At 54.2% G+C, this 26,481-nt stretch carries 26 protein-coding genes, 7 tRNA genes and 1 pseudogene; 19 read left to right on the top strand and 15 right to left on the bottom strand.

Going from position 1 to position 26,481, the window contains the following annotated elements; translation table 11 throughout:
* Positions 1 to 636: 636 nt before the first annotated feature.
* The 9 genes from AYI96_RS19660 to AYI96_RS19620 all read right to left on the bottom strand — a co-directional run bounded on the left by AYI96_RS19660 (position 637) and on the right by AYI96_RS19620 (position 4,677).
* Positions 637 to 711 (bottom strand) — tRNA-Gln (locus AYI96_RS19660).
* A 67-nt stretch (positions 712 to 778) separates the two neighbouring features.
* Positions 779 to 855: transfer RNA gene (locus AYI96_RS19655), tRNA-Met, on the bottom strand.
* A gap of 26 nt (positions 856 to 881) precedes the next feature.
* A tRNA-Gln gene (locus AYI96_RS19650) sits at positions 882 to 956 on the bottom strand.
* Between the two features lie 20 nt (positions 957 to 976).
* Positions 977 to 1,051 (bottom strand) — tRNA-Gln (locus AYI96_RS19645).
* 35 nt (positions 1,052 to 1,086) lie between these two features.
* Positions 1,087 to 1,171, bottom strand: a tRNA-Leu gene (locus AYI96_RS19640).
* A gap of 31 nt (positions 1,172 to 1,202) precedes the next feature.
* Positions 1,203 to 1,279: transfer RNA gene (locus tag AYI96_RS19635), tRNA-Met, on the bottom strand.
* A 175-nt stretch (positions 1,280 to 1,454) separates the two neighbouring features.
* Positions 1,455 to 2,546, bottom strand: coding sequence for a redox-regulated ATPase YchF (gene ychF / locus AYI96_RS19630; protein WP_144362192.1), 1,092 nt, complete (start codon positions 2,544 to 2,546; stop codon positions 1,455 to 1,457).
* A gap of 85 nt (positions 2,547 to 2,631) precedes the next feature.
* Positions 2,632 to 3,219: an aminoacyl-tRNA hydrolase gene (pth, locus tag AYI96_RS19625; RefSeq protein ID WP_025011686.1), complete on the bottom strand. Its 588-nt coding sequence runs from the start codon at positions 3,217 to 3,219 to the stop codon at positions 2,632 to 2,634.
* A 189-nt stretch (positions 3,220 to 3,408) separates the two neighbouring features.
* Positions 3,409 to 4,677, bottom strand: a complete 1,269-nt coding sequence (locus tag AYI96_RS19620) for an FAD-dependent oxidoreductase (RefSeq protein WP_082014368.1) — start codon at positions 4,675 to 4,677, stop codon at positions 3,409 to 3,411.
* Positions 4,678 to 4,829: 152 nt separating this feature from the next.
* Here AYI96_RS19620 and AYI96_RS19615 point away from each other — a divergent pair, with 152 nt between their 5' ends.
* The 11 genes from AYI96_RS19615 to AYI96_RS19565 all read left to right on the top strand — a co-directional run bounded on the left by AYI96_RS19615 (position 4,830) and on the right by AYI96_RS19565 (position 15,382).
* Complete coding sequence (locus AYI96_RS19615) at positions 4,830 to 5,153, top strand: hypothetical protein (RefSeq protein WP_052248273.1); 324 nt, start codon at positions 4,830 to 4,832, stop codon at positions 5,151 to 5,153.
* Positions 5,154 to 5,250: 97 nt separating this feature from the next.
* Positions 5,251 to 6,675 carry a tRNA (N6-isopentenyl adenosine(37)-C2)-methylthiotransferase MiaB gene (gene miaB, locus AYI96_RS19610; RefSeq protein ID WP_039035895.1) on the top strand — a complete coding sequence of 475 codons (1,425 nt, stop codon included), beginning with the start codon at positions 5,251 to 5,253 and terminating at the stop codon, positions 6,673 to 6,675.
* A gap of 129 nt (positions 6,676 to 6,804) precedes the next feature.
* Positions 6,805 to 7,851 carry a PhoH family protein gene (locus tag AYI96_RS19605; RefSeq protein WP_039035894.1) on the top strand — a complete coding sequence of 349 codons (1,047 nt, stop codon included), beginning with the start codon at positions 6,805 to 6,807 and terminating at the stop codon, positions 7,849 to 7,851.
* On the top strand, positions 7,841 to 8,302 hold the full coding sequence (gene ybeY / locus AYI96_RS19600; RefSeq protein WP_039035893.1) for an rRNA maturation RNase YbeY: 462 nt from the start codon (positions 7,841 to 7,843) through the stop codon (positions 8,300 to 8,302). The genes AYI96_RS19605 and ybeY overlap by 11 nt, the downstream gene beginning before the upstream one ends.
* A gap of 32 nt (positions 8,303 to 8,334) precedes the next feature.
* Complete coding sequence (gene corC, locus AYI96_RS19595) at positions 8,335 to 9,216, top strand: CNNM family magnesium/cobalt transport protein CorC (protein ID WP_025011682.1); 882 nt, start codon at positions 8,335 to 8,337, stop codon at positions 9,214 to 9,216.
* A complete protein-coding gene (gene lnt, locus AYI96_RS19590) occupies positions 9,213 to 10,766 on the top strand; it encodes an apolipoprotein N-acyltransferase (protein WP_071476515.1) in 1,554 nt (517 codons plus the stop codon). The genes corC and lnt overlap by 4 nt, the downstream gene beginning before the upstream one ends.
* Positions 10,767 to 10,878: 112 nt before the next feature.
* The gene (locus AYI96_RS19585; RefSeq protein ID WP_071476514.1) at positions 10,879 to 11,598 is read left to right on the top strand and encodes a thermostable hemolysin; all 720 of its coding nucleotides are present in this window, start codon (positions 10,879 to 10,881) and stop codon (positions 11,596 to 11,598) included.
* Positions 11,595 to 13,211, top strand: a complete 1,617-nt coding sequence (locus AYI96_RS19580) for an AMP-binding protein (protein WP_083399817.1) — start codon at positions 11,595 to 11,597, stop codon at positions 13,209 to 13,211. Before AYI96_RS19585 ends, AYI96_RS19580 begins: the two co-directional genes overlap by 4 nt.
* Positions 13,211 to 13,882: a TenA family transcriptional regulator gene (locus AYI96_RS19575; RefSeq protein WP_039035891.1), complete on the top strand. Its 672-nt coding sequence runs from the start codon at positions 13,211 to 13,213 to the stop codon at positions 13,880 to 13,882. Before AYI96_RS19580 ends, AYI96_RS19575 begins: the two co-directional genes overlap by 1 nt.
* Positions 13,883 to 13,896: 14 nt before the next feature.
* On the top strand, positions 13,897 to 14,742 hold the full coding sequence (locus AYI96_RS19570; RefSeq protein WP_071476513.1) for an SDR family oxidoreductase: 846 nt from the start codon (positions 13,897 to 13,899) through the stop codon (positions 14,740 to 14,742).
* Entirely contained in the window at positions 14,729 to 15,382 is a 654-nt protein-coding gene (locus tag AYI96_RS19565) for a tetratricopeptide repeat protein (protein WP_071476512.1), read from the top strand. Before AYI96_RS19570 ends, AYI96_RS19565 begins: the two co-directional genes overlap by 14 nt.
* Before the next feature lie 128 nt (positions 15,383 to 15,510).
* Here AYI96_RS19565 and AYI96_RS19560 read toward each other — a convergent pair whose 3' ends face one another.
* Entirely contained in the window at positions 15,511 to 16,737 is a 1,227-nt protein-coding gene (locus tag AYI96_RS19560) for a M24 family metallopeptidase (protein ID WP_039035889.1), read from the bottom strand.
* A 162-nt stretch (positions 16,738 to 16,899) separates the two neighbouring features.
* Between AYI96_RS19560 and AYI96_RS19555 the strand changes: the two genes are divergently transcribed.
* Entirely contained in the window at positions 16,900 to 17,220 is a 321-nt protein-coding gene (locus tag AYI96_RS19555) for a hypothetical protein (protein WP_039035888.1), read from the top strand.
* 31 nt (positions 17,221 to 17,251) lie between these two features.
* Here the strand turns inward: AYI96_RS19555 and AYI96_RS19550 are convergent, their stop codons facing one another.
* Together AYI96_RS19550 and AYI96_RS19545 are read right to left on the bottom strand one after the other, a co-directional pair.
* Positions 17,252 to 18,028 (bottom strand): ROK family protein, encoded by a 777-nt coding sequence (locus AYI96_RS19550; protein ID WP_039035887.1) that lies wholly within the window; start codon positions 18,026 to 18,028, stop codon positions 17,252 to 17,254.
* 84 nt (positions 18,029 to 18,112) lie between these two features.
* Entirely contained in the window at positions 18,113 to 19,303 is a 1,191-nt protein-coding gene (locus tag AYI96_RS19545; RefSeq protein WP_039035886.1) for an MFS transporter, read from the bottom strand.
* Positions 19,304 to 19,418: 115 nt separating this feature from the next.
* Between AYI96_RS19545 and AYI96_RS19540 the strand changes: the two genes are divergently transcribed.
* From AYI96_RS19540 to lipA, 5 genes are all read left to right on the top strand, one after another.
* Positions 19,419 to 19,682, top strand: a complete 264-nt coding sequence (locus tag AYI96_RS19540; RefSeq protein ID WP_039035885.1) for a hypothetical protein — start codon at positions 19,419 to 19,421, stop codon at positions 19,680 to 19,682.
* 141 nt (positions 19,683 to 19,823) lie between these two features.
* Positions 19,824 to 21,632 (top strand): aminopeptidase P family protein, encoded by a 1,809-nt coding sequence (locus AYI96_RS19535; RefSeq protein ID WP_144362191.1) that lies wholly within the window; start codon positions 19,824 to 19,826, stop codon positions 21,630 to 21,632.
* 135 nt (positions 21,633 to 21,767) lie between these two features.
* Positions 21,768 to 22,034, top strand: a complete 267-nt coding sequence (gene ybeD, locus AYI96_RS19530) for a DUF493 family protein YbeD (RefSeq protein WP_028781166.1) — start codon at positions 21,768 to 21,770, stop codon at positions 22,032 to 22,034.
* A 137-nt stretch (positions 22,035 to 22,171) separates the two neighbouring features.
* Complete coding sequence (gene lipB, locus AYI96_RS19525; RefSeq protein ID WP_039035899.1) at positions 22,172 to 22,831, top strand: lipoyl(octanoyl) transferase LipB; 660 nt, start codon at positions 22,172 to 22,174, stop codon at positions 22,829 to 22,831.
* Positions 22,824 to 23,789 (top strand): lipoyl synthase, encoded by a 966-nt coding sequence (gene lipA, locus AYI96_RS19520; RefSeq protein ID WP_025009861.1) that lies wholly within the window; start codon positions 22,824 to 22,826, stop codon positions 23,787 to 23,789. The genes lipB and lipA overlap by 8 nt, the downstream gene beginning before the upstream one ends.
* Before the next feature lie 148 nt (positions 23,790 to 23,937).
* Here lipA and rimI read toward each other — a convergent pair whose 3' ends face one another.
* Together rimI and AYI96_RS19510 are read right to left on the bottom strand one after the other, a co-directional pair.
* The gene (rimI, locus tag AYI96_RS19515) at positions 23,938 to 24,429 is read right to left on the bottom strand and encodes a ribosomal protein S18-alanine N-acetyltransferase (RefSeq protein WP_082014367.1); all 492 of its coding nucleotides are present in this window, start codon (positions 24,427 to 24,429) and stop codon (positions 23,938 to 23,940) included.
* A complete protein-coding gene (locus tag AYI96_RS19510; RefSeq protein ID WP_144362190.1) occupies positions 24,393 to 24,728 on the bottom strand; it encodes a DNA polymerase III subunit psi in 336 nt (111 codons plus the stop codon). The genes rimI and AYI96_RS19510 overlap by 37 nt, the downstream gene beginning before the upstream one ends.
* Positions 24,729 to 25,007: 279 nt before the next feature.
* On the opposite strand from AYI96_RS19510, the gene dpsA reads away from it, so the two are divergent.
* Complete coding sequence (dpsA, locus tag AYI96_RS19505; RefSeq protein ID WP_144362189.1) at positions 25,008 to 25,517, top strand: DNA starvation/stationary phase protection protein DpsA; 510 nt, start codon at positions 25,008 to 25,010, stop codon at positions 25,515 to 25,517.
* Between the two features lie 237 nt (positions 25,518 to 25,754).
* Here the strand turns inward: dpsA and AYI96_RS19500 are convergent.
* Positions 25,755 to 25,831, bottom strand: a tRNA-Trp gene (locus tag AYI96_RS19500).
* A gap of 262 nt (positions 25,832 to 26,093) precedes the next feature.
* Between AYI96_RS19500 and AYI96_RS19490 the strand changes: the two are divergent.
* Positions 26,094 to 26,481 (top strand): annotated as a pseudogene (locus AYI96_RS19490) (transposase); the annotation flags it as partial.

Below are 26,481 nucleotides of genomic sequence, written 5' to 3'. Positions count from 1 at the left end.
GTATCTTCAAGGCTGATTTGAGTTCGGCGAGGGCGCGGCATAATAACCTCCTTGTTAAATGCTTAAACAAAGCATAGTCGGAAGCTAACTACCACGCCATTAATGCTGGGTGTCCATTTTTTAATTTTATTAATGCTGGGTGTCCATTTTTTACGGGCTCCAATCACCTGCGGTGCGCCTTTCGTACAGGCGATCCTATGACACGGCGAGAGTTGCGCAGCAACACGCTTTCGAGCGCGAGTCATGGATGACGAGCTGGCCGTTAAACAGGGATGTTGTTGTGAATACGTCCATGTAGCCTCGACGAAAACATCTGACCTGCAAGGACCTAGGAAATGCCGAATTTGTCGGGAACAAAATTCGGCCCTGTTTTCGACGGTCACAGTTTCGCCTGTGCCTGGAAATGAGGTGTATGTCTGCGGACACTTCAAATGTTTCAAGCTACTCCATTCCCACAGAATGCACCAATTCCCCCTTCGGAGCCGCCGAGGGCCATTGGCGCAAATAACGTGGCTGAGGGCATGGCCTTTCACGGCATTGGGACTCTATCCCGCCGATATGCCAATAGCTGAAAAGTTCAAACGATGAAAAACAGATACAAAAAAGCCCGTCTATGACGGGCTCTTTCGTTGAATATGGCTGGGGTACCAGGATTCGAACCTGGGAATGCCGGGATCAAAACCCGGTGCCTTACCGCTTGGCGATACCCCATCAGGGTCGGTATTAACCGATACGAATCTTAAGACTCGTGAAGACCAAGTTTGCTGCTAAAGAAACATGGTAGCTATGGCGGGACTTGAACCTGCGACCCCAGCATTATGAGTGCTGTGCTCTAACCAGCTGAGCTACATAGCCACTGTATTTTTTCTCTTTAGCGTTTATGGCTGGGGTACCAGGATTCGAACCTGGGAATGCCGGGATCAAAACCCGGTGCCTTACCGCTTGGCGATACCCCAATATATAAACTTGGTAAAGATGGCTGGGGTACCAGGATTCGAACCTGGGAATGCCGGGATCAAAACCCGGTGCCTTACCGCTTGGCGATACCCCACCAATAATCAAAGCTATTTCAATAAGAGACAGATATGGTACGGGAGGAGAGACTTGAACTCTCACACCTTGCGGCACCAGAACCTAAATCTGGCGTGTCTACCAATTTCACCACTCCCGCAGTGTCTCTTGTTTTGACATCCCAAGAAGGATGGTAGCTATGGCGGGACTTGAACCTGCGACCCCAGCATTATGAGTGCTGTGCTCTAACCAGCTGAGCTACATAGCCACGATAACTTTGCTGTTCCCCGTGCCGAGGAACGGGGCGTATTATGCTTATTCAGGTTATTCAGGTCAACAGCTTTTTTAGGCTAAATCCCGCCGCCCCCGCCGTTTGCCTATAAACCCATCAAACTGGGCAACAGATATGCAAATCCGTGTTCTATCGCCCATTTAGAGTCACTTTATACGTTAAACAGGAAGTGCATCACATCGCCGTCTTTGACGATATAGGTTTTCCCTTCCACCCGCAACTTACCTGCTTCCTTACAACCGGCTTCGCCCTTGTACTGAATAAAGTCATCATAGGCCATAACCTGAGCCCGAATAAAGCCACGCTCAAAGTCGGTGTGAATTTTACCGGCCGCCTGCGGTGCGGTAGAACCTACGCTCACAGTCCAGGCACGTACTTCTTTCACCCCGGCAGTAAAGTAGGTTTGCAGTGTCAGCAATTCGTAACCGGCGCGGATCACCCGATCAAGCCCTGGCTCTTCCAGGCCCAGTTCTTCGAGGAACTCACTGCGCTCTTCCTCATCCATTTCCGCCAGATCTGACTCGATAGCGGCGCACACAGGCACCACAACGGCATTTTCTTTTTCGGCAATGGCGCGCACTGTATCCAGATGCGGATTATTAATGAAGCCATCTTCAGAAACGTTGGCAATATACATGGTTGGCTTGAGCGTCAGCAGGTTCAGGTAAGCCACGGCGTCCAGTTCTTCCGGGCTCAAATCCAGAGTGCGCAGCATATGGCCTTCGTCCAGTACCGGCTTGAGTTTTTCCAACACTTCGACTTCAAATTTGGCGTCTTTATCGCCACCCTTGGCACGTTTTTGCTGACGCAGTATGGCGCGCTCAACACTGTCGAGATCCGCCAGTGCCAGTTCGGTATTGATCACTTCAATATCACCGGCTGGGTCAACCTTGTTGGCCACGTGAACAATATTGTCATTCTCGAAGCAACGCACTACATGGCCGATAGCATCGGTTTCACGGATGTTGGCCAGGAACTTGTTACCCAGACCTTCGCCCTTGGATGCCCCGGCAACCAGACCGGCAATGTCCACAAACTCCATAGTGGTCGGCAGAACCCGCTCAGGCTTAACGATTTCAGCCAGGGCGTCCAGACGAGCATCCGGCACTGGCACCACACCAGTGTTGGGTTCTATGGTACAGAAGGGAAAGTTTGCCGCTTCGATGCCAGCCTTGGTTAACGCATTGAACAGAGTTGACTTACCGACGTTTGGCAGACCAACGATGCCGCATTTAAAACCCATGATGTTTACCTTTCTCTCTAATTTGAGCCCGGCGCACTCGGCCCCGGACAGGATAATGAAACAGGCGTCTGACGCCTGGATAATCTTAGACCGCTTTAAAGGAGTGCAGCCTGTGCATCGCCTTGGTCATATCCTCGGCAAAGAGGATATCTGTGGCGCGCACCGCTTCATCTACCGCGGCATCGATCAGCGACTGCTCAGTACTCGGCGCCTTGCCAAGCACATAGCCACTGACTTTATTCTTGTCTCCGGGATGACCTATGCCAATCCGCAGACGATAAAAATTCTTGTTATTGCCCAGCTTGGCAATAATGTCCTTGAGGCCGTTATGGCCGCCATGACCACCGCCAAGCTTGAACTTGGCCACACCCGGCGGCATGTCCAGCTCATCGTGGGCCACCAAAATCTCCTCCGGTTGAATACGGAAGAAGTTCGCCAATGCCGCCACCGACTTACCACTCAGGTTCATATAAGTGGAAGGGATCAGCAGGCGCACATCGCGGCCCTTGAGCGTAACTCTGGCAGTCAGGCCAAAATACTTGCTGTCGGCACTGAGCTGGGCACCGCAACCTCTGGCCAGCTCCTGCACATACCAGGCACCGGCATTATGGCGGGTCTGGGCATACTCGGCGCCGGGATTGGCCAGCCCGACGATAAGTTTAATCTCTGTCATCAGTCTCTATTCTGTTTATTCAACGAGAAGTTCTGCGAAGGCCAGAGGTGGCCAGGCAAATATTCACCGCTCTTGAAGCTTGACCGTTACAGGCCAAAACCCGGCATAAAAGCCAATGAAAAATGCCGCATTCTTATAAAAACGCGGCATTTTAGCACTCTCTTGCGACAATCAACAAATCGACCGGGGTTATCTCAGCCCCAGCGCATACTTGAGCACTTGCTGCTTAACCGGAGTATTGATATCCGCCAGCTTGAGGCCGGCGTTACGCAGCAGTTTAAGTGGCAACAGATCGTTACTGAAACCGGCATAGAAGAGATCCATGCCTGTCATCATCAACTGATTGTCAAACCAGCGCTGCTTTTGGAACCCCTCAAGCACTGTGGCCTTTGACCAGTCTTCGCCCTTTTCCAGCGCCTGGGTGATTGTCGCTATCAAGGCTTCGACGTCTTTGAAGCCCAGGTTAACCCCCTGCCCCGCCAGCGGGTTAATGGTGTGAGCCGCGTCCCCCAGGATCACCAGGTTATCGCGATAGTATTGCTGCGCATGGCGCCGGGTCAGCGGAAAACTGCCCTTGGCCAACACTTCGAAGTGGGGATCGAGCCTATCGGGGAAGTGATTGATGATCGCCTGCTTCAGTTGGCTGTCGCTTAGCTGCATCAAACTGCGAATTTGTTTGGCATCGTCATACCAAACCAGGGACGCATTTTTGCCCGGCAATGGCAGCAAGGAACGCGGCCCTTGCGGAGTAAACTGTTGCCAGGTCACATCCTGCTCTTCGCACTCGGTGGCGATATTGATCAACATACAGGACTGGGAATAATCCCAACCGCTGATACCAATTCCGGCCCATTGGCGCACTCTGGAGTTGGCACCATCGGCCCCCACCAGCAAGCGGGCATCGAACACTCGACCATCGTCCAGGCTAACCTCGATGCCGGCACAGGAGCGCACCATGCGCCCGACCCGCGCCGGACAGCAGAGTGTCAGATTGGGGTAGTTGTCGAATTCCTGCCACAGTGCCAGCTGCACCAAACGGTTTTCCACTATGTGGCCCAGACGCTCGGCCTTAATCTGACTGGCATGAAAACGGGTTATGCAGCCTTCCATCTCCCAGGTTTCCAGGCCACGATAGGCCACATGGCGCATACCGAGCAGAGTATCGAATGCCCCCAAACGCTCGAGTAGTGCCTCCGATGCGGCGCTGATGGCCGAGACCCTGACATCCAGAGGTTGCGAGGCATCAAAGGCCTCGGGTTCAAAGGCCTCCACCAGCGCCACTTCCAGCCCGAGTTTGGCTAACCCCAGCGCCGTTGCCGCACCTACCATACCGCCACCTATGATGACGATATCCTTGGTCTCATGTTGTTCTGTCACTATGCCTTTCCTGCTGTCTCTCTTCTCTGCCGCCTTGGCCACAGAGTTGTGTTCAATGGTAACTGTTTTGGCTTCAATCATGAGCAAATGTTGCTGCCGGCCCTCCTGAAACACCTGCTTACAAGCCGACACACGAGTCTTGGCAACCATAGGCTAGCCTCAGTGTGTCCAAGCAGTATCTGTCATAGCCAACACCGCATTGGCGGTTATCGACATCAACAAGTGAGGATACCATGTGCAAACTTACCAACAGCCTGATAGCCGCAGCCCTTATCGTCCCGGCCGCCTTTAGCTCTGGTCATATTCTGGCCGCCACCACGGCAGACCAGATGGAAGTGATAACTGTAACCTATCGCTCGTCGCTGAATTATGCCCTATATCAACAAATCACGGAAACCATGGCCGGCTTTCATATAGAGGTACTGGAGGATATCTATCTTCAGGCTCGCGCCGGTACCCAACAGATGGCTGAGCAGTTTTATCAACAGCAGGACATTCAGCTGGCCGATAATCGTTTACCCATACTTTTTGAAGGGGTACTACAGCCACCAGAGTAATTCTCAGTCCTGGCGTTCAAAAGCTGGTCAGCGGACTGAACAGCGGGTAAAATGGCGCGCTATTTTTTAAGTGGTTCCGAAGAGCGACGCAAAACTGATGAGTAAAAAACTCCATATTAAAACCTGGGGCTGTCAGATGAATGAGTACGACTCATCCAAGATGGCCGATCTGTTAAACGAATTTCAGGGCTACACCCTGACCGAAGAGGCTGATGAGGCAGATATTCTGCTGCTCAATACCTGTTCTATTCGTGAAAAAGCGCAGGAAAAGGTATTCCATCAGCTGGGCCGCTGGAAAACACTCAAAGACAAGAATCCTGAGCTGATCATTGGCGTGGGTGGTTGTGTGGCTTCGCAGGAAGGCAAGGCGATAAAAGAACGCGCCCAGTGCGTGGATATTATCTTCGGCCCCCAAACCCTGCACCGTCTGCCAGAGATGATCAACCAGGTTCGCAGCGGCGACCAGGCGGTGATTGACGTCAGCTTCCCTGAAATCGAGAAGTTCGACCGTCTGCCCGAGCCCCGCGCTGAAGGCCCCACCGCCTTTGTCTCCATCATGGAAGGCTGCAGCAAGTACTGCTCTTTCTGCGTGGTGCCCTATACCCGCGGTGAAGAAGTCAGTCGGCCACTGGATGACATCATCCTGGAAATCGCTCAACTGGCCGAGCAAGGGGTGCGTGAAGTCAACCTGCTGGGACAAAACGTTAACGCCTATCGCGGCCTGACCCATGATGACGAAATTTGCAGCTTTGCCGAGCTGCTGCGTTATGTGGCCGCCATCGACGGTATCGACCGCATCCGCTTTACCACCAGCCATCCGATAGAGTTCACCCAGGACATTATCGACGTCTATGAAGACACTCCTGAGCTGGTAAGCTTCCTGCACCTGCCGGTGCAATCAGGTTCAGACCGCATTCTGACCCAGATGAAGCGCGGCCATATGGCAATCGAGTACAAGTCAATCATTCGCCGTCTGCGCAAGGCGCGGCCGGATATTCAGATAAGTTCCGACTTTATCATCGGCTTCCCCGGCGAAACCAAAGAAGACTTTGCCGACACCATGAAGCTGATTGAAGAAGTGGGCTTTGACCACAGCTTCAGCTTTATCTACAGTGCCCGTCCCGGCACCCCGGCGGCCGACTTGCCGGATGATGTGGATATGGAAGAGAAAAAGCAGCGCCTGGCAATTCTGCAAGACAGAATCACCCAACAGGCGCAACGCTACAGCCGCCAGATGCTGGGCACAGTGCAGCGTATTCTGGTGGAAGGCCCATCGGTCAAAAATCCCATGGAACTGCGCGGCCGCACCGAAAACAACCGGGTGGTCAACTTCGAAGGCCAGCCCAAGCACATAGGCAGCTTCGTGGACGTGGAAATCGTCGATGTCTACACCAACTCGCTGCGCGGCAAGTTTGTTCGCGGAGAAGATGAGATGGACTTGCGCAAGAGCCTGCGCCCCAGTGATATTCTGGCCAAGCATAATCAGGAAGACACCCTGGGCGTGACTCAGTTCACCCCGTAAGCGCCGAGACTTCCACGGCGGCCCGGCTCTTCGGACCCGGGCCGTTTTATTTTAGGCTCGATTTTCCGTTAGCATTTATGCCTTCACGCTCGTAAACTGATCAAAGATGACATCAACAGGAGTTTTTGTTTGTCTCACAAATTAACCACCATGAATCTGTATCTCGAACCGGCCGACAGCCGCCGTCTGGCGTCTCTGTGTGGTCCGTTCGATGACAATATCAAACAGCTCGAGCGCCGGGTGGGCGTCGAGATAAGCTACCGCAACAACCATTTTCAGATTGTCGGCCAGCCGCGTAACTGCCTCACCGCCAACAACCTGCTGAAACAGCTCTATGTCGAAACCGCGCCGGTAAAAGGCTCGACTCCGGATCTTGAGCCCGAGCAGGTGCATATCGCCATTCAGGAAGCCATTGCCCTGGAAGCCGACGACAGCGGTGCAGAACCCAAAGAGCACTATATCAAGACCCGCAAAGGGGTGATTAAGCCGCGCAATCCCAACCAGACCCAATATGTGGCCAACATAGTGCGCCATGACATCACCTTCGGCATAGGCCCCGCCGGTACCGGCAAGACCTATCTGGCTGTTGCCGCCGCCGTGGATGCGCTGGAACGTCAGGAGATCCGCCGCATTCTGCTAACCCGCCCTGCGGTAGAAGCCGGTGAGAAACTGGGCTTCCTGCCCGGCGATCTGAGCCAGAAGGTAGACCCTTACCTCAGGCCTCTGTATGACGCCCTGTTTGAGATGCTCGGGTTTGAGAAGGTCGAGCGACTGATAGAGCGCAATGTTATCGAGGTCGCACCGCTGGCCTATATGCGTGGCCGCACCCTCAACGACGCCTTTATCATCCTCGATGAGAGCCAAAATACCACGGTGGAACAGATGAAGATGTTCCTCACCCGTATCGGCTTCAACTCCAAGGCGGTGATCACAGGTGACATTACCCAGATAGATCTGCCGCGCAACGCCAAGTCCGGCCTGCGCCACGCCATTGAAGTACTGAGCGAAGTAGAAGAGATCAGCTTCAACTTCTTCCAGGCCCAGGACGTGGTACGCCACCCGGTAGTCGCCCGCATAGTGGAAGCCTATGAAACGCACGATCAGCGCCAGCAGGCGGCCAAGGCCCAACGCGACAGCCAATATCAACTGACAGAGGCCGGCGCCCATGAGTCTTGATCTGCAACTGGACCTGCAACTGGCTACAGAAGCGCAAAACCTGCCATCCCAGAGCGATTTCGAGCTCTGGGCCCGTACTGCCATAGGCAATAGTATGGAGCAGGCCGAACTGACCATACGTCTGGTGGACAGCGAAGAGAGCCAGCAGTTGAACCGGGACTATCGCGGCAAAGACAAGCCCACCAATGTATTGTCATTTCCGTTTGAAGCGCCACCGGGAATAACCCTGCCATTACTCGGGGATCTTGTCATTTGCGTTTCAGTCGTTGAAAATGAAGCCGGTGAACAGCATAAACCGCTACAGGCGCACTGGGCACATATGGTTGTGCACGGTTGCCTGCATCTGCTAGGTTATGATCACATCGAAGATGCCGAAGCCGAAGAAATGGAGTCGCTAGAGACCCAACTCATTGAAAGCTTAGGTTTTACTGACCCATACAAGGAGCAATAATTGCCAGGGTTCGCCCTGTCATGAAGAACACTATGAGTGACGATATCCCCCCGAGTACCAGCGCCCATAAGAAAGGCTGGTTTGACCGTGTAAGCCAGTTATTCCAGGGCGAACCTCAAAATCGCGAAGATCTGGTTGAGGTGATCCACGATGCCGAGCAGCGTGAGCTCATCACAGAAGATACCCGCGAGATGATAAAAGGTGTTTTAGAGGTATCTGATTTGCGTGTAAGGGACATAATGATCCCCAGAGCGCAAATTGTCGCCATCCAATTCAATGACTCTGTTGAGGAACTGCTCAACACTGTCATCAACTCTGCTCATTCCCGCTTTCCTGTGGTCAATGAAGACAAAGACCATATCGAAGGCATACTGCTGGCCAAAGATCTGCTGAAGTACGGCTTCAACAACAGTGAAGAACCCTTCTCACTGGAAAAAGTGATCCGCCCGGCCGTTGTGGTGCCCGAGAGCAAGAGAGTGGATGTGCTACTCAAAGAGTTCCGTTCCCAACGCTACCATATGGCGATTGTGGTTGATGAATATGGTGGTGTTTCCGGCCTGGTCACCATTGAAGATATTCTCGAAGAGATTGTCGGCGATATCGAAGATGAGTTCGATCACGACAACAGCGACGAGTCTGAGATCCGTAAAGCCGGTAACCGGGTTTACATGGTCAAGGCACTGACCGAGATTGAAGATTTCAACGAAACCTTCAACACCCATTTCAGTGATGAAGAGTTCGACACAGTCGGCGGATTGGTGTCCCACGCCTTCGGTCACCTGCCGGAGCGCAACGAGAAGATCGTCATCGACGGCATTGAATTCAAAGTGATCAGTGCCGATACCCGTCGTTTATTGCAACTCAGGGTGAAACTACCCGATCCCAACGATACTGAAGACAGTAACGACCAGTGAAGTCCACATTAGCGGCGCTTAAACGCCATCCCAAGCTGCGTCTGGTACTGGCCTTTTTGGCCGGTGCCAGTACGGCACTTTCCTTTGCCCCCTACGATCTCTGGCCCATCTACCCGCTGGCGCTGGCCTTTGGCCTTTGGCACAGTGATAAGCTTTCCCCCAAGGCCAGTTTTGGCTATTGGCTCAGCTTTGGCTTTGGCGCCTTCGCCTTCGGGATCAGCTGGGTGCATGTCAGCATGGACAGATTCGGTGGCTTGCCGCTAATTGCTTCCATGGGCCTGATGGCCCTGTTGGCCCTCTATCTGGCCTTGTATCCGGCGCTGGCCGGTGCCCTGCTGGCACGACTGGCGCCCAAGCGTCATAACTGGCAACTACTGGGGCTGTTTCCGGCGCTCTGGACCCTGTGCGAATGGCTGCGGGGCTGGGTACTCACCGGTTTTCCCTGGCTCTGGGGCGGCTATAGCCAAACCTCTGGCCCCTTGAAGCCACTGGCCTCAATGATAGGCACTTTGGGGCTCAGTTTTACGGTAGCGCTGTTGGCAGCAAGCCTGGTGCTGCTGCTCAAACGTCGCTGGCTCAGCCTGGTGGTGAGCTCGGCGCTACTGGCCCTGCTCGTATGGCAGGCGCCGCGATTTTCAACAGTTGAGCGCACCGGCGAGACCCTCAGCGTGGCGCTGGTGCAGGGCAATATTCCCCAGAGCATGAAGTGGGAGCCGGACGCGCTCTGGCCGACTATGCTCAAGTATATGGATCTCTCCCGCCCGCATCTGGACAGAGACTTGGTGATCTGGCCCGAGGCAGCGATACCGGCCCCCGAAAGCATGGTGGCCGAGTTTCTCGACAACGCCAACAAGGTCGCCAATCTGCGGGATGCCGCCATCATCACAGGTATCATCAGCCAGCAAAATGGCGACTTCTACAACTCGCTGATCGTGCTGGGAAATCATCATCAGAAACAGCAACAAAACGCCAACTATAGCGCAGCTGGCGACAATCAGTTCCGTAAGCATCACCTGCTGCCAATAGGCGAGTTTGTGCCCATGGAGTCGCTGCTGCGGCCCCTGGCCCCCTTCTTCAACCTGCCCATGTCCTCATTTGCCAGAGGCAGTTATCAGCAAAATAATCTGACGGCGTTGGGTCATACTCTGGCACCGGCAATCTGCTATGAAATCGCTTTCCCCGAGCAGCTCAGGGCCAACGTCGCCGAGGATACCCAGGTGTTGCTGACCGTCTCCAACGATGCCTGGTTTGGTGAATCCAATGGCCCGTTGCAACACATGGAGATAGCCCAGATGCGCTCGGCCGAATTGGGCCGACCTCTGCTGCGAGCCACCAACAACGGCGTTACCGCCGTGGTGGATGAATTTGGCAATATCAGTGCCAAACTGCCGCAGTTTGTAGAAGGTGTACTCACCGCTGAAGTGCCTCTGGTCGAAGGCCAGACCCTGTTCAGCCGGGTCGGTCAATGGCCGGTACTGGGGCTGAGTGGCTTGCTGCTGCTTTTGGGGCTGTTGTATTGCCCCAAGCGACGAAAGAACAATAAAAGCTAAAACCAACTCATTGATTTTTATCTAATTGATAAAATATTAATGGACACATAAGTATTTCTTAAGACTGCTTTTCTAGGCTTTGGATACTGGTTAACAGATCCGGAGTATCTCTATGGTCAAGCAGTTTCCCCTGTCTGCCCTGGAAAAGGACGTCCCACATTCTGCCAACCCGCCTCATGTGCTTCCCGAGTGTCGCCTGTTCCATGAACAGGCAGAGGGCCGCACTGAGGTCGAAGACTATATCGCCGCCAAATACTTTCAGGTGCATGGCGCCAGGCTCAAGGAATTTTTACCTTTCTTACTGCAACTGACCATTAAAGGTCAGCCTCAGGGCGCCTTCGGCCTCAGGGCCGGATGTTACTATCCTTTGTTTCTGGAGCAATACCTAGAAGCCCCCATAGAGCAACAGGTGGCACTGCTGGCCAAACGCCCGGTGGATAGGGCTTCCTTGGTGGAAGTGGGCAATCTGGCACTCACCAATAAGAGTTCAGGGCCCCTGCTGCTGGTACTGCTTGCCGCCACTCTGGCCAGAGCCGGTTTTGAGTATATGGTCTTTACCGTCACAGAGCAGGTGGAAGCGCTAATGAAACTGCTGGGCTTTTCGCCCATGCTGCTGTGCAGCGCCGATCCTGAGCGACTGGAAGGTGACAGCGCCATCTGGGGCAATTACTACCGCAACAACCCCAAAGTCATGATTGGCGATCTGCGCCTCGCCCAAGAAGTGATAGAAACCAGCCCCCGCTTGAGACGACTGGCACAAAGGCACGAATCGGATATCAACTCCATGGCGGCCGAATTGGCTTATGCCAGAACCCGGGAATCAAGCCTATGACTCCATCACCTCAATTAAATCAAGCCAATATCTCTGAGTCAGGCACCGGAACCAACCTTGATTGGGATGTCCTGGGCAAACTCAACGGCGAAGATCAGGCCATTGCCCTTAGCGATGCTGAGCGGCAACTCAGCTACCTTGAACTGAAAACGGAAATCCGCCGCTACAGTGATTTCCTCAAACGCCTCAATATCCGTAGCCTGGCACTGCATGCCGGCAACAGTGTCCAGTGGGCGATACTGGATCTCGCCTGCCAGCAGGCGGGAGTTCTTTGCCTGCCCTTGCCGCTGTTTTTCTCCCAAGAGCAGTTGGCAAACTGCCTTGAACAAACCTCGGTTGAGCTGGTGCTGAGCGAAAGCCCACAAATTCAGCCTTGTTTGCCAAAGGGTTTCGCGCCTTACCAAGGTCTCAGTGAACTGGGCTGCAATCTATACGGCTGGCAGTTATATGACGAGCGGCTATCTGAGGGACAGCTCTGCGACGGACATCCGGGCCAACAGAGTGTTTGCGCCGAGAATACGGCGGCTTTTCCACAAGTCCCACAGGGTACAGCCAAAGTTACCTTTACCTCAGGCTCTACCGGTAATCCCAAGGGGGTGTGTCTCAGCAGCGAGCATCAATGGCGGGTGGCCGAATCGCTTGCAAAAGTCACGGCCCTGCCCAGCCCCAGGCATCTTTGTCTGTTGCCCTTGAGCACCTTGCTGGAAAACATCGCCGGTATTTACAGCCCCTTGCTGTGCGGCGGCACTGTGCTGCTGCCCTCTGATAAAGCGCGCGGCATGCACGGCAGCTCAAGACTCGACAGCCGGGCGCTGCTGCAGACCATAAGCCAAGCGCAGCCGAGCAGCATGATCCTCATTCCTCAGTTGCTGACTCTGCTGGTCGGGGCCTGCGAGCAAGGTTGGCAAGCGCCAAACTCACTGCGCTTTGTCGCCGTTGGTGGCGGCAAGGTCGCCCCCGAGTTGCAGCTGCGGGCCAGGGAGCTTGGATTGCCGGTTTATGAAGGTTACGGCCTGTCGGAATGCGGCTCCGTCGTGGCGCTCAACACCCCGGACAAAGACACTCCCGGCTTTGCCGGCACTGTGTTGCCTCACTGCAAAGTCACCATTCGCGGCGGCGAAATCCATGTCAGCGGCGCCAGTCACCTGGGGTATCTCGGCCAACCCGAGACTTGGGGCCAGGGGGAAGTCGCCACCGGCGACCTTGGCCTGCTCGATAAAGGTGTACTCGCCATTAACGGGCGCCGCAAGCATCTGCTTATCAGCTCCTTTGGCCGCAATATCAGCCCTGAGTGGGTGGAGTCGGCGCTGATGGCCAAACCGCTGCTGAGTCAGTGTATGGTCCTTGGCGACGCCAGACCCTGGCTCAGCGCGCTACTGTGCGCTCCGCACCAAGTCAGTGATGAGCAGCTCCAGACCTGGCTGGATGCGGTCAATGCCACACTGCCCGACTACGCCAGGATCAAACGCTGGATAAGACTGAATGAAACCGAGCTCAAGCCTCACACCACCGCCAATGGCAGGGTCAAGCGCGCCTCACTGCTGAGCGCCCTGGCCGCTCAAATAGAACAGCTCTATCTATCTGAAACCCCATATCTTGAGGGAACCTTATAATGAATTTCTACGACCAATTACAACAAGCAACCCAGAGCGGACGCGAGTATCTGCAGGCCAGTCCCATCATAGGCAAATGCCTGCAAGGAGAGATAAGCCTGGAGGACTATGTCGCCTTCCTGCACCAGGCCTATCACCATGTGAAGCACACTTCGCCGCTGCTCATGGCCACAGGCGCCAGACTGCCGGAAAGCAAGGAATGGCTCAGGGTGGCGGTAGCCGAATATATCGAAGAGGAGCAAGGCCACCAGGAGTGGATCCTCAATGACATAGCCGCCTGCGGTTTTGACAAGGAAAAGGCCAGACGCAGCACGCCGCTGTTTGCCACCGAACTCATGGTGGCTTACGCCTACGACATGGTGAATCGAGTAAGTCCGCTGGGCTTTTTCGGCATGGTCAATGTACTGGAAGGCACCAGCATCAATCTGGCGCTGCTGGCGGCCGAGAAAGTGCAATCGCGCCTGGGGCTGCCGGATTCGGCCTTCAGTTATCTCAAGTCTCACGGCGAGCTGGACAAGCAACATATCCAGTTTTTTGAAGGGCTGATGAACCGGATTGAGGATCCCGAAGAACAGGCCTTGATCATTCACGCCGCCAACAACTTCTACCGCCTCTACGGCAACATCTTCCGCGAGCTGGCGCCGGCCCAGGCCTTGGCGCTGGCCTCCTGAAAACGGTGACCAATATGGAACTCAAACATTTGAATGTCATCATCACCGGCGCCAGTGGCGGCATCGGTAGCGCCATCGCCAGGGCATTGGCCGCCAAAGGCGCCAGGCTGCTGCTCTGCGGCCGGGATCAAGCCAAGCTCGATATCCTGAAACAGAGCCTTGCCGGAGAACATCACACCTTAAGCGCCGATCTGACCAGCAGTGGCGGTCAATGCCAGCTGCGCCAGGCCGCCGGGGTGTTCAGCCCCAAGGTGTTGATCAACTGCCTCGGAGTCAATCAACTCAGCATGTTGGAAGCCAGCGACACCTGTGATACCCGCGCCATGATGGCGGTGAACCTGGAGGCGCCCATCAACTGTTGCCGCACCCTGCTGCCCTTGCTCAAACGCCAGTCCGAGGCCGCCATCATCAATGTCGGCTCCATTCTCGGCAGCATAGGCTACCCGGGTTCCAGTCTTTACTGTGCCAGTAAATTTGGCCTCAGGGGCTTTACCGAAGCACTGGAGCGGGAGTTGGCCGACAGCAAGATTAAGGTGCTCTATTTCGCCCCCAGAGCCACGGATACCGAACTCAACACTGAGTCGATGCGCCAGCTCAATTCAGCGCTCGGCAACCGTCAGGACAGCCCTGAATGGGTGGCCGACATCCTCTGTCGCGATCTGGCCGATAATCGCCGGGGCCGCCGTTTTATCGGCTGGCCGGAAAAGCTTTTTGTGCGGATAAACGCCCTGCTGCCTGGCCTGGTTAACAATGATACCCGCAAGAAACTGCCACTTATCCGCCAGTTTTGCCAAAGGGCCATGCCAACACAAGACACGGCCAACCCCATCACCGAAGGAGAGAAACATGAAGCCATTTAAACTCTTGTGCCTGAGCGCGGCGCTGCTGGTGAGTCCTTCGCTCTGGGCCGATGACGCCAGCGATCTGGCTGTCAAACAGTTGCAACACGACTGGGCCATCAACAACTATCAACTCAGCGGCGACGAGCAGGAAAAAGCCTTTGTCAAACTGCTGAAGCTGGCAGATGAGTCGGTGCAGTCCCACCCTCAAAGTACGGGCGTGCGCATCTGGCACGGCATTATCAACTCTACCTATGCCGGGGTCAGCGGCGGCCTCGGTGCCCTCAAGTATGCCAAGCGGGCTCGTAGTGACTTTGAGCAGGCGCTTAAGCAAGATCCCACCGCGCTCAAGGGCTCTGCCTATACGAGTCTCGGGGTGCTTTACTACAAGGTGCCCGGCTGGCCGCTGGGCTTTGGGGACGATGACAAGGCCGAGGAGTTGCTGAAACAAGCGTTGGAGCTCAACCCCGATGGTATAGACAGCAACTACTTTTACGGCGACTTCCTGCTGGAAGAGGACAGGTATGACGAAGCCCTGCCTTTCCTGCAAAAAGCGCTCGAAGCCGCCCCAAGGCCAGGGCGCGAGCTGGCAGATGCGGGTCGCAAGCAGGAAATCAAGGCTGCACTCGCCAAAATCGCCGCCTATCGCGATAACAACTAACGTCAGTCAATTTTTACCGGTAAAGATTGCATTTGATGGACATGATTGGCGCTTGATTTCGAGCTCAGCCCAAAATCAGTCAGCCAATACAGGCTGACTGATGGTTTTGTTATCCGGGCAAGGAACTGTTACAACTTATCCCCCTGCGCGAAGGGATCGTCAATCGACTTAGCCGGCTGGGTAAACCAGCGTGGCCCCTCTGCCGTCATATAGAAGTGATCTTCATGGCGAACGCCGAACTCGCCGGGCACACAAAGCATGGGCTCATTGGAAAAACACATACCAACGGCCAGTGGGGTGTTGTCGCCATCAACCAGATAGGGCCACTCATGAATATCCAGGCCTATGCCGTGGCCCGTTCTATGGGGCAGTCCCGGCAGTTGGTATCCAGGCCCGAAACCGGCCGCTTCCAACACGGCTCTGGCCGCCTTGTCGACACCACTGCAGGGCGCACCTAAAGCCGCCGCTTCAAAACCGGCCCGCTGCGCTGCCTGCTCCAGTGCCCACAATTGCCGCTGCCGCTCGCTTGGCGTACCAAATACATAGGTGCGGGTAATATCCGAGTTGTAACCATGCAGCTGACAGCCTGTGTCTATCAACACAGTGTCGCCCGGCGCCAGCGTCTTGGGCGACTTGACCCCATGGGGATAGGCACTGTCTTCACCAAAGAGTACTATGCAGAAATAGGAACCATTGGCACCCACGGCTCTATGGGCCTTATCGATAAAATCTTCCACCTCGGCGGTACTGATCCCCGGGCGTAATATTCTGGCGGCGGCCTTGTGCACTTCGAGCGTCATATCCATCGCCCGCTGAATCAGCCTCAGCTCGGCGGGCGATTTATGCATTCGCAATTGGGCGCTAATCTTGGCGCCGTTGACAAAGGCAAGCTCGGGGCAAGTCTCACGCAGGCCATCAAACAAAAAGAAAGGGGCTGATTCATCTATAGCCAGAACGGCGCCCGGGCGCAGACAGCCCATGCGCTCAAGCACATTGCGGCACAGCACATAGGGACTCTGGTGCTCATGCCAGGTGTTAACCTGTCCAGGCTGCAACATAAAGCCTTTGAGGGTGTCGAGCTCAAATGCCGGCGCCAGGTATTCCAGCTCACCACGACAGGGCAAAATCGCCCCGACCATACGCTCACTGGCATACCAGCGCAGGCCGGAGAAATAGTAAAGATTGGTGCCGGCATTGAGATAGAGGGCATCTATCCCCAACTCTTGCATCAGCGCCTGGGCATTTTGTTGCCTGGTTTTGAATTCGGCGGCATCCACCGCTGTGACATCCCGAGTCATATCCACCAGCTTTGCCAACTCCTGCTCCGGGGTTGAGCCACCAACGCCTGTGCTCATAGACTTCTCCTGCTTGATTGTTTTTATTAATTGGGTACTAATCTGTTTCGGATTTTTAATATATTGTATGCAAATATTGCATGCAAATTTTAAAGTACAAACGAAATTACCAATTTCCGGTGACCGCTGATATGCTGCTTGCGCCAAACGCGGGAGTACAACATGCAGGATCTTGCCAACTATATTCTGGCTATAGAGGGACGAACAAGCTGCACTGAGCTGTTGGAGTCGGTGCAAATTCACACCACGGACGATGAAGGTTTATGGCAATATCACTTTGCCGATGGCGCCATTATCGAAAAACAGCAGGAGCTGGAACAGGAGCCAAACCGGTCCAACATCGGCGAGCTTTGCGAAGATAACTGGACCCGTTATCGGGTGCTGAAAGGAAACGATATCAGCCCAAAACAAAAAGCCTTCAGCAACCTGTGCCAAAGGGCCTTCTGGTTGAAGATGCGTCAGGCCTGCCAGGAACCAGCTTGAAGGGGGATGTCTCCCCCCTTGAGCCAGAGTATCAGGCCTGTTGCATCAGCATTACTTGCAGGCCGCGGCAGACCAAGGTCTCCATATCGTCGACCCGACTTATCTGACACTGACTGACAGTGGCTGGAACCGCCAAGTCTTTAACACCGCTGACACAGCCCTTGTAGTAGTCGGCATTGGCCAACATGCTACCGGCGAGCCAGAGTTTTTGCGGATTGAGCAGGTTAACCGCCCAGGCTATGCCCATCCCCAAATAAGCCCCGGCGCGGTAGAGTTCCACCGGGTTACGCAAGCGTCGACGCCGTACCGACTCGCCGCTGGCCAACTGTTCGAGGCTGAATTCCCCCGACTCCGTCATCACCCGGCAAGCGCCAAGCTCACCGCCCAGGCCATTGGCACCGCTGAACACCCGGCCGTTGAGCGCCAGTGACATACCGATCCCTGTGCCACACATCACCAAGAGTTCGCACTGGTGTTTGACGCTGGCAATGGCGTGCAGACCGGCGTGGATATCATTGCTAATGGCCACCAGTTCACCACGGCTACTGAGCTTTTCCGGGTTAAGCCCCACCAGTGCAGGCAAGGCTCGGCAGGATATCAGTTGGTTGTCTCGCACCATGCCGGGGAAGGCCAGTGCCAGACGGTAGTTTGCAAGCCCATAATCAGATTCAAGTTCAGCCAATTGCCGATTGAGATCTGCTATGGTGAAATTCTCTCCGGTGGGGATTTTATATTGTTCTGTTGTTTCCCCTTGCCGCAGCTGAAACAGCGCGGTTTCAGTCCCCACTTCGATCGTTAATGTCGACATCAATAAACCCCTTTTTACCGTACCGCCAGAGGCGGTAGACGGCCTAAGATGTTAGCACAGTGCTGCCGGCACCGCACCTAATCATCAAGGTTCTGTTATTTGTAACGCTTTGCTTTTACTTAACTTCCACCATGCTATCAGGATAAGTTGGGTCGCAATGGCGGGAATACAGATCACCAATAGCAACTGCCAGCCAAGCTGATAAATGACCCAGCCGGCTCCCAGAGAGGCCAACGCCTGAGAGCCAAATACCAGAGAATCGTTGAAAGACTGCACAGTGAACCTCTCCTCGGTGCGATAACAGCCAGGCAACAGCGAAGTGCCGGCAACAAACAGGAAGTTCCAACCCACACCCAACATCACCAGCGCACTCCAATAGTTGAGCAGGTCACGCCCCGCCAGCGCCAGAGCCAAGGTCAGGCAGTAAAGCGCCAGCCCGGCCAACATGATGCGGGTATGCCCCAAACGGGCTATCAGGTAGCCACTTATCAGCGAAGGCAGATACATGGCAATCACATGGCTCTGGATCACCCACTTGGTATCCTCAAGGCTGTGATGCTCTATGTGATGCATATGCACAGGGGTCGCCGTCATGATAAAACTCATCAAGGCATAGCCTATAACTGCAGCGCCGCAGGCAACCCAGAGTCGGCTTTGACGCAAAATAACCGACAATGGCCGAATATCCATACTCTCAACCTTGGAGGCTTTGAGCACCGGGCCTTCATCTTGATAAAACAACAAGCAAGCCAGCGCCAGCACACCGACCAGAGTCACCATCAAAAATGCACCTGTGTAGGTTACCGGCAGAATATCCTTGGCCAGCAAGGCCAGTTCTGGCCCGAGGAAGGCGGCGAGCAAACCACCAAGCAACACCCGGCTGGCTGCCTTGGCAGACAGAGTCGGCGCCACTGACTCCATGGCGGCAAACCGGTATTGCTGGATAATGGCGCCGCCGCATCCGAGCAGCAGACCGCTGGCACAAAATCCCCAGAACTGGGCATACCAAACACTAAGCGCCGCCATAACACCCGCCATACTGGTCAGCAGGGCGCCACCGATAAATACCCGTCGCCGTCCCAAACGCTGCATCAAGATATTGATAGGCACAATCGCCACAGCGACTCCGACTACCATCATGGCGATAGGCAATGTCGACAGCGAGGGAACCGGGCTCAGCTCTGCCCCTATTATGCCTCCGAGCAATACCATGATAGGTGTGGCACTCATGGCAAAGGCCTGCGCCAACATCAACACCCAAACATTTAGCGGCATAAAGGCATCCTTGAATAAAAATCGAGACAGATAAAAACCTTGAACAGGCCAATAAACACACATAGGGTTAACCTAAGCCAATCAGTTTTAACATTTTCATTCAAGGAAGAACACTGTGGGAAAGCGAAACTGTATCAGAGTGCTACTGTTGACCTTGCTTCTGGGCATGGGGGCAGGCTGCAGTAACCAGCCTTACTCCCCTTCTCAGGATCTCTATGACAACGTGGCCGACAATGTCGAGCAGCGCAATGAAAAGCTGGCGCGGGATCAACAACCAAGCGATGACAGAGTAAAGAGTGAAGATGTCAGTAAAGGCGTAATGGCAACTCTGGTTAGCTCCTTTCTGGTGGGCATAGCGACTCTGTTTGGCAGCAATTGACTTGGGCCCCCTTTACAGCTGCCACAAGGATTTCCTCATGCAAGCCCTTGCGAAGCGACTTCAGGGCTTGCCATAATCCGCTATCACTCATAAAGACAAGGTCGGCCAAGGGTAGCCAAGCCGACCATCAGCGGAGCCCCTATGTTGCAATCACAATCGCCCAAGAGCCCCCATATCGCATCACGGCTTAATGCCGTGCGCAGCGAAATGGCCAAACACCAACTCGATGCCTTTATTCAGCCCCGTGCCGACGAGTATCTCGGCGAGTATGTGCCGGCGCACAACGAGCGTTTGCATTGGCTGACCGACTTTACCGGCTCGGCGGGGATGGCGATTGTGATGAAGGACTGCGCCGCCATTTTTACTGATGGCCGCTACACAGTGCAGGTAAGGCAACAGGTGGACTCGACCCTGTTCAGTTATGAGAGCTTGACAGATATGCCTCAGGCACAATGGTTGGCGGAAAAGCTGCCGGCCGGTTGCCGCATTGGCTACGATCCCAGGTTGCATACCCTGGCCTGGCAGCAGGATGCCGAAGCCACGCTGAGCAAGGCGGGGATGACATTGGTGGCGCTTGACAACAACCCGGTAGATTTGCACTGGCAAGACAGACCCGTGCCGGAAAACAAGCCCATTATCCTCTTCAATGCCGAGTCTGCCGGCAAGAGCAGCGAACAGAAGCGCAGTGAAATCGGCGCCCTGGTGAAAAAGGCCGGGGCCGATGTGGCGCTGATAGCGGCGCTGGACTCCTTCTGCTGGTTACTCAATATCCGCGGTCAGGACGTGCCCAGGTTGCCCGTGGTACTGGGCTGTGCCCTGCTGGAAGCCAATGGTGAGATGACACTGTTTACCGAGCTTGCCAAGTTACCCCAGGGGATTGAAGCCCACGTAGGGGCCGGTGTCAGCTTCCGCGCCGAGGCGGAACTCGCCGAAGCGCTGCAAGCGCTTGAAGGCAGAAAACTTTTAGCCGATCCCAATAATGCCAACGCCTTCAGCCAATTACAGGCCAAAGCCGCCGGCGCCAAACTGATCGCCGGACTCGATCCTGTGGCACTGCCCAAGGCCTGTAAAAACAGTGCCGAACTGCAGGGAATCCGCGCCAGTCATATCCGTGACGGCGTTGCCGTGAGCCGTTTCCTGGCTTGGCTGGATGCCGAAGTGGCTGCTGGCCGACTCTATGATGAAGGCACTCTGGCAGATAAGCTTGAGAGTTATCGCCTTGAGGATCCCCTCTACCGCGAGCCAAGCTTTGACACTATTTCCGCCACCGGCGGCAATGCGGCCATGTGCCACTACAACCATCTCAACGGCACTCCGGCCATGATGGAGATGAACAGCATCTATCTGGTGGACTCTGGCGCCCAGTATTTGGACGGCACCACAGACGTTACCCGCACCATAGCCATAGGTGAAGTCAGCGCCGAACAGAAGAAAATGGTGACCTTGGTGCTCAAGGGACATATCGCCCTGGATCAGGCCCGCTTCCCGCGGGGCACTACGGGGCAACAACTGGATGCCTTCGCCCGTCAATACTTGTGGCAGCACGGTTTTGACTACGACCACGGCACGGGCCATGGTGTTGGCCACTTCCTCAGCGTTCATGAAGGCCCGCAAAGAATAGGCAAGAACCTCAATGCCGTTCCTTTGCTGCCCGGAATGGTGCTTTCCAACGAACCCGGCTATTACCGGGCAGATGCCTTTGGTATCCGTCTGGAAAACCTGGTGGAAGTACGCCCCTGTGAAGCGCTCAAAGGAGCCGAACGGGAGATATTCGAGTTCGACGCTCTGACTCTGATCCCTATGGACAAACGCTTGATAGACAAGAGTCTGCTTACTGAAGCTGAGCTCAATTGGTTCAATGACTATCACAGCCGCGTTTATCAGACCCTGTCACCGCTGATGAGTGGCGAATCACTGGCCTGGCTCGAACAGGCTACCTCGCCGCTGTAACGCCCAAGGGCGCCGTCAATGGCCGGCGCCCTTTGTCAAACTCTCTATGCTATTCACGAGAAGATCCGCCCCTTGAATTGGGATATAATAGCCGCCATATAGCTGTTATTATTTTGCCATGAGAATCTCAATCCCATGATAAGTACCACCTTTGATCAGTATCTGGAGTTTCCAACCTCCTTCCCATTTAAAGTGGTTGGCGATGCCAGCGATACCCTGGCCGACCGCGTAGTCGAAGTCGTCCAGAAGCACGCCCCCGGCGATTACAGCCCTACCACCAAGGCCTCCAGCAAAGGCACCTACATCTCGGTGACCATAAATGTGAGAGTGACCAGCAAGGAACATATCGAAACCTTGTACACTGAACTTGCCGCTATTGAAGGCGTTCGCCGGGTACTCTGATACCTGGCACTCGGCAGAGAAAGTGTGATCTGGATTACATTTTTCCTGCCAAAGCGTATAATACCTGCCGGTATCAGAGAGTGAGCACAGCTTGATACTGATTGCTATCATCTCAAACAGAGGGGGAGACGTTGCCCTTGCCAGACAATACATTGCATATCCGCCACTTGGGTAACATGGATTATGAGACTGTATGGCATGCCATGCAGCACTATACCGACACCCGTGACGAACACAGCCCGGATGAACTCTGGCTGGTGGAGCATCCACCGGTTTTCACCCAAGGCCAGGCCGGTAAGAGCGAGCACCTGCTCAACACCGGTGATATCCCGGTGATCCAGGTGGATCGCGGTGGTCAAGTAACTTACCATGGCCCGGGGCAATTGGTCGCCTACCCTCTTATCAACATCAAACGGCGCAAGCTTGGGGTAAGACAGCTGGTTACCGACATAGAACAAAGCCTGGTGGAGCTGCTCAAGCGCTTCGATATTCCGGCCTATGCCAAGTCCGATGCGCCGGGTGTCTATGTCGAGGAGCGTAAAATAGCCTCTTTGGGGTTGAGGATCCGTAAGGGATGCTCATTCCACGGCTTGGCGCTGAATGTCGACATGGATCTCGCTCCTTTTCGTCGTATCAACCCCTGTGGTTATGCCGGACTCGAAATGGCCCAGTGCAAAGCACTCGGTGGTCCCCAGAGTGTCGAGGAGGCAGGCCAACACCTGATTGAAACTTTTAGCCAGCGTTTGGGCTATGAGCAAACAGTGCATCACCAAGGATTAGCAGAGTCATATGAATAGGCCAGAAAGATTACAGCCCGGAGTGAAATTGCGGGACGCCGAAAAGGTTGCCCGTATCCCGGTCAAAGTTGTGCCATCAGAGCGCGACACCATGCTGCGCAAGCCCGATTGGTTGCGGGTTAAGCTGCCATCTTCCAATCAGCGGATCCTGGATATCAAACAGGCACTGCGTAAAAATGGTTTGCACTCAGTGTGTGAAGAAGCCTCCTGTCCAAACCTGGCCGAGTGCTTCAACCATGGTACAGCCACCTTTATGATCCTCGGCGCCATCTGTACCCGGCGTTGTCCCTTCTGTGACGTAGCCCATGGCCGCCCACTCAAGCCTGACGCCGAGGAGCCTCTCAAGCTGGCGCAGACCATCAAGGATATGAAGCTCAAGTATGTGGTGATCACCTCTGTGGATCGTGACGATCTGCGTGACGGCGGCGCCCAGCACTTCGCCGACTGTATCCGTGAGATCCGCAAACTCAACCCTGAGATCAAGATAGAGATATTGGTGCCTGACTTCCGCGGCCGTATCGATCAGGCGCTGGATATTCTGGCGACCGAGCCACCGGATGTATTCAACCACAACCTGGAAACGGCTCCGGCTCACTATCGTAAGGCCCGTCCCGGTGCCAACTATCAGTGGTCACTGGATCTGCTCAAACGCTTTAAAGAGCGTCATCCGGATATCCCGACTAAATCGGGGATCATGCTCGGACTCGGTGAAAGCAATGAAGAGATTGAACAGGTGCTCAGAGATCTGCGCGCTCACAATGTCAACATGCTGACTCTGGGCCAGTATCTGCAGCCATCCAAGTTCCACTTGCCGGTGGAGCGTTACGTGACTCCCAAGGAGTTTGACGACTTCCACAACCTGGCAACCGAACTTGGCTTTACCCACGCTGCCTGTGGCCCGCTGGTTCGCTCAAGCTACCATGCAGACCTTCAGGCCCAGGGGAAAGAGGTCAAATAGAGCAAGTCCAAGCACCTAAAGAAACAGCGCCCAAAGGCGCTGTTTCTCTATTTATGGGCACAATTTAAAGCTTTAGGGTTAGCGGCAAAAGCTCTGACATAACAGCCTCTAGCCATATTAGCCGGGATGCTCTAAGAGCCAAGGAGAACTAAGAGGCGTGAAGAGACAACTCCATCAACAGAGCATCTTCCCGGCCCTCTTTGGCCTGATAGTAATCGGCCCTGGAGCCGGTCTCAATAAAGCCTAGGCGTCGGTACAAGGCGATAGCGGCAGCATTACCCACCCTGACTTCCAGCAATAGTCTCTCCACACCAGTCTCTTTAAGCAGTTCGATTGCCGCCTGTAATAATTGCCGCCCCAAACCCTGACCTTGTGCGGCAGGAGCGATACAGATATTCATCAGGGTCGCTTCCTCGAACAAGACCTGCAGCAAGCAAAAGCCTTGAAGCTCCGGTCCTAGATATAACCCCAGAGCGCGGTAAAAACGACCAAAACAACTGCCCAGAGTCGCCTCACTCCAGGGAAACTCATGGGCCAGTTGTTCAATTTTCATCATCTCGTCGAGGTCATTGGCCTCCAAGGCTCTGATTGCGATAACCTCAGTCACTTCGCCTCCAATCTGTGCCAAATCTGTTGCCATAGGGCGCGCTTGCCCTCACTGCCTGACATTAATTGCACCGGCTGCGATGAGTGTAGCCAGGCCCCTTCAACAGGCTCAGGGAACATATTCCATATCACCTCTTGCCCAGCCACAGGCCGATTACCGACGCTGCACTGCCCTGCCTCCAATCCCAATAACGCCAACACCTTGAGCACCAGGGGATGTTGCAATACACGCTCATCAGCATCTGGCACCAACAGCATGAAAGGCACCTGGGAGGGAGAGTCTTTTCTACTGCGCCACAGCTCTATTCCCATGGCGTGCAGATATTTATTCATGGTGATTGCGCTCCGCTTTAACGCAGTTTGAAAATGTCGCCCAAAACCCATAGCCGAGGGACGAACAAGAAGGGCAAAAATGACTGAAAGAAACCCGCAACAGAGCTTCCAAGTTAAGCGCTTTAGAATACCAGCTTGCTCAGCAACTGTCTGTGACCTGAGAGCAAATCCCTTGGCTATCAACTCAAACAAAATCGATTGCGGACATCTAGTTTATCCACTTTAACTAATTATCTTCCGGAGTAATATAGAAAACAGATCATTTACGGAGGTTATATTATGAATATCAATATCGGGATCAACCAAGCCGATCGCCTGGAAATAGCCAACGGTTTGAATCGCTTACTTGCTGACACCTACAGCCTTTATCTCAAAACCCACAGCTTCCACTGGAACGTGACAGGTCCCATGTTCACCAGCCTACACCAACTGTTTGAAGAGCAGTACACCGAATTGGCTGCCGCGGTGGATGTCATCGCAGAGCGGGTCAGAGCCCTGGGTGAAAGAGCCTTGGGCTCCTACAGCGCCTACGCCGCTCAGACCGAAATCAAAGAAGACTCAGGCATCACAGATGCCAAACAGATGCTTGAGGAACTGCTGGAAGGCCAAGAGATCATTATTCGCAACGCCCGGGCACTCTATCCTCTGGTGAACCAGGCCAATGACGAAGCAACGGCAGATCTGCTGACCCAGCGTATTCAGCTGCATGAAAAGACCGCCTGGATGCTGCGCAGCTTGTTAGTGCAGCAATCTGGCATCACTTTGATACGGCGTTCAGAAACGGCATGAATTAGCGGCTAATGCTGAAACAAACTGAGTATTAATCTATACGGCTTACGCGTGTTGCGTGAGCCGTTATCTTATTTGGCACCGGGCAGGGTTTAACCCTGTAACAGTAGTTTTAAAGATATCTGCAAGCTGACAGTGCTAGGTGGTAAATAAACGGGTCCATATCGACCTCAAGCACTTTATGATATCTACAAAAGGAAAACGACCCGCATATTACTATGCAGGCCGTCTGGAATGTGGCAGGGGTGGCAGGACTCGAACCCGCAACCGTCGGTTTTGGAGACCGCTGTTCTACCAATTGGAACTACACCCCTGTGGAACGAGGGGCATTATGCAAAAAGCCTTCCTAAAGGTAAAGGACTTTTTGGTACAAACCCCGCTGATTGCAGCTTTTTCAGGCAAAGCTATGGCATTGTAGGTATCCCGGAGTTTCTGGGGACAACGTCAGTAAGGTAAGGTTGCTGTAAACAACAAATTATCTAGGTTCACCAAGCCAAAGACTTTGCATGCTTCCCCCAAAGAAGCACCCATATAAAACTCAGCATTATCCTGCAAGCTACTTACAGTGTGATGGTCAATGTATACTTATTACTTAATGCGCTTGATTTCAGTCGGATAACCAGCCGTTCAAAACACCCCAAGCAGTCTGATGAAGCTCAAACGGCTTTTAAAAAACTTCCTGATGGAAACTAACCTTCACACACCAATCCATATACGACCACACCAGATTGATATTTGGTTTCAGGACGAAGCCAGATTTGGTCAGCAAAATACAACAACACGACTCTGGGCACCGAAAGGCAGTAGACCCAGAGCGCTAAAACAGCAGCAGTTTGAATACGCGCACCTCTTCGGCGCAGTCTGTCCCGCAACAGGAGAAACTGAAGCCATCATCACGCCGTTTGTTAATAAGGACATCATGCGCCAGCACCTGGAACTGATCGCCAACCGAACTAAACCAGGA

The organism is Shewanella sp. MSW, from assembly GCF_007636515.1.
Lineage (GTDB): Bacteria > Pseudomonadota > Gammaproteobacteria > Enterobacterales > Shewanellaceae > Shewanella > Shewanella indica.
The sequence above is the reverse complement of the archived record's forward strand: the minus strand, read 5'-3'. Positions and strand labels throughout refer to the sequence as shown.

Coding starts and splice junctions, on each gene's coding strand:
- AYI96_RS19535 (WP_144362191.1), top strand. CDS start 19,824: ATGTTGCAATCACAATCGCCCAAGAGCCCCCATATCGCATCACGGCTT.
- pth (WP_025011686.1), bottom strand. CDS start 3,219: ATGACAGAGATTAAACTTATCGTCGGGCTGGCCAATCCCGGCGCCGAG.
- AYI96_RS19550 (WP_039035887.1), bottom strand. CDS start 18,028: ATGTCGACATTAACGATCGAAGTGGGGACTGAAACCGCGCTGTTTCAG.
- miaB (WP_039035895.1), top strand. CDS start 5,251: ATGAGTAAAAAACTCCATATTAAAACCTGGGGCTGTCAGATGAATGAG.
- lipA (WP_025009861.1), top strand. CDS start 22,824: ATGAATAGGCCAGAAAGATTACAGCCCGGAGTGAAATTGCGGGACGCC.
- ybeY (WP_039035893.1), top strand. CDS start 7,841: ATGAGTCTTGATCTGCAACTGGACCTGCAACTGGCTACAGAAGCGCAA.
- AYI96_RS19555 (WP_039035888.1), top strand. CDS start 16,900: ATGCAGGATCTTGCCAACTATATTCTGGCTATAGAGGGACGAACAAGC.
- AYI96_RS19615 (WP_052248273.1), top strand. CDS start 4,830: ATGTGCAAACTTACCAACAGCCTGATAGCCGCAGCCCTTATCGTCCCG.
- AYI96_RS19570 (WP_071476513.1), top strand. CDS start 13,897: ATGGAACTCAAACATTTGAATGTCATCATCACCGGCGCCAGTGGCGGC.
- rimI (WP_082014367.1), bottom strand. CDS start 24,429: ATGGCAACAGATTTGGCACAGATTGGAGGCGAAGTGACTGAGGTTATC.
- AYI96_RS19510 (WP_144362190.1), bottom strand. CDS start 24,728: ATGAATAAATATCTGCACGCCATGGGAATAGAGCTGTGGCGCAGTAGA.
- ybeD (WP_028781166.1), top strand. CDS start 21,768: ATGATAAGTACCACCTTTGATCAGTATCTGGAGTTTCCAACCTCCTTC.
- AYI96_RS19580 (WP_083399817.1), top strand. CDS start 11,595: ATGACTCCATCACCTCAATTAAATCAAGCCAATATCTCTGAGTCAGGC.
- corC (WP_025011682.1), top strand. CDS start 8,335: ATGAGTGACGATATCCCCCCGAGTACCAGCGCCCATAAGAAAGGCTGG.
- dpsA (WP_144362189.1), top strand. CDS start 25,008: ATGAATATCAATATCGGGATCAACCAAGCCGATCGCCTGGAAATAGCC.
- AYI96_RS19575 (WP_039035891.1), top strand. CDS start 13,211: ATGAATTTCTACGACCAATTACAACAAGCAACCCAGAGCGGACGCGAG.
- ychF (WP_144362192.1), bottom strand. CDS start 2,546: ATGGGTTTTAAATGCGGCATCGTTGGTCTGCCAAACGTCGGTAAGTCA.
- AYI96_RS19545 (WP_039035886.1), bottom strand. CDS start 19,303: ATGCCGCTAAATGTTTGGGTGTTGATGTTGGCGCAGGCCTTTGCCATG.
- AYI96_RS19585 (WP_071476514.1), top strand. CDS start 10,879: ATGGTCAAGCAGTTTCCCCTGTCTGCCCTGGAAAAGGACGTCCCACAT.
- AYI96_RS19560 (WP_039035889.1), bottom strand. CDS start 16,737: ATGAGCACAGGCGTTGGTGGCTCAACCCCGGAGCAGGAGTTGGCAAAG.
- AYI96_RS19620 (WP_082014368.1), bottom strand. CDS start 4,677: ATGATTGAAGCCAAAACAGTTACCATTGAACACAACTCTGTGGCCAAG.
- AYI96_RS19565 (WP_071476512.1), top strand. CDS start 14,729: ATGAAGCCATTTAAACTCTTGTGCCTGAGCGCGGCGCTGCTGGTGAGT.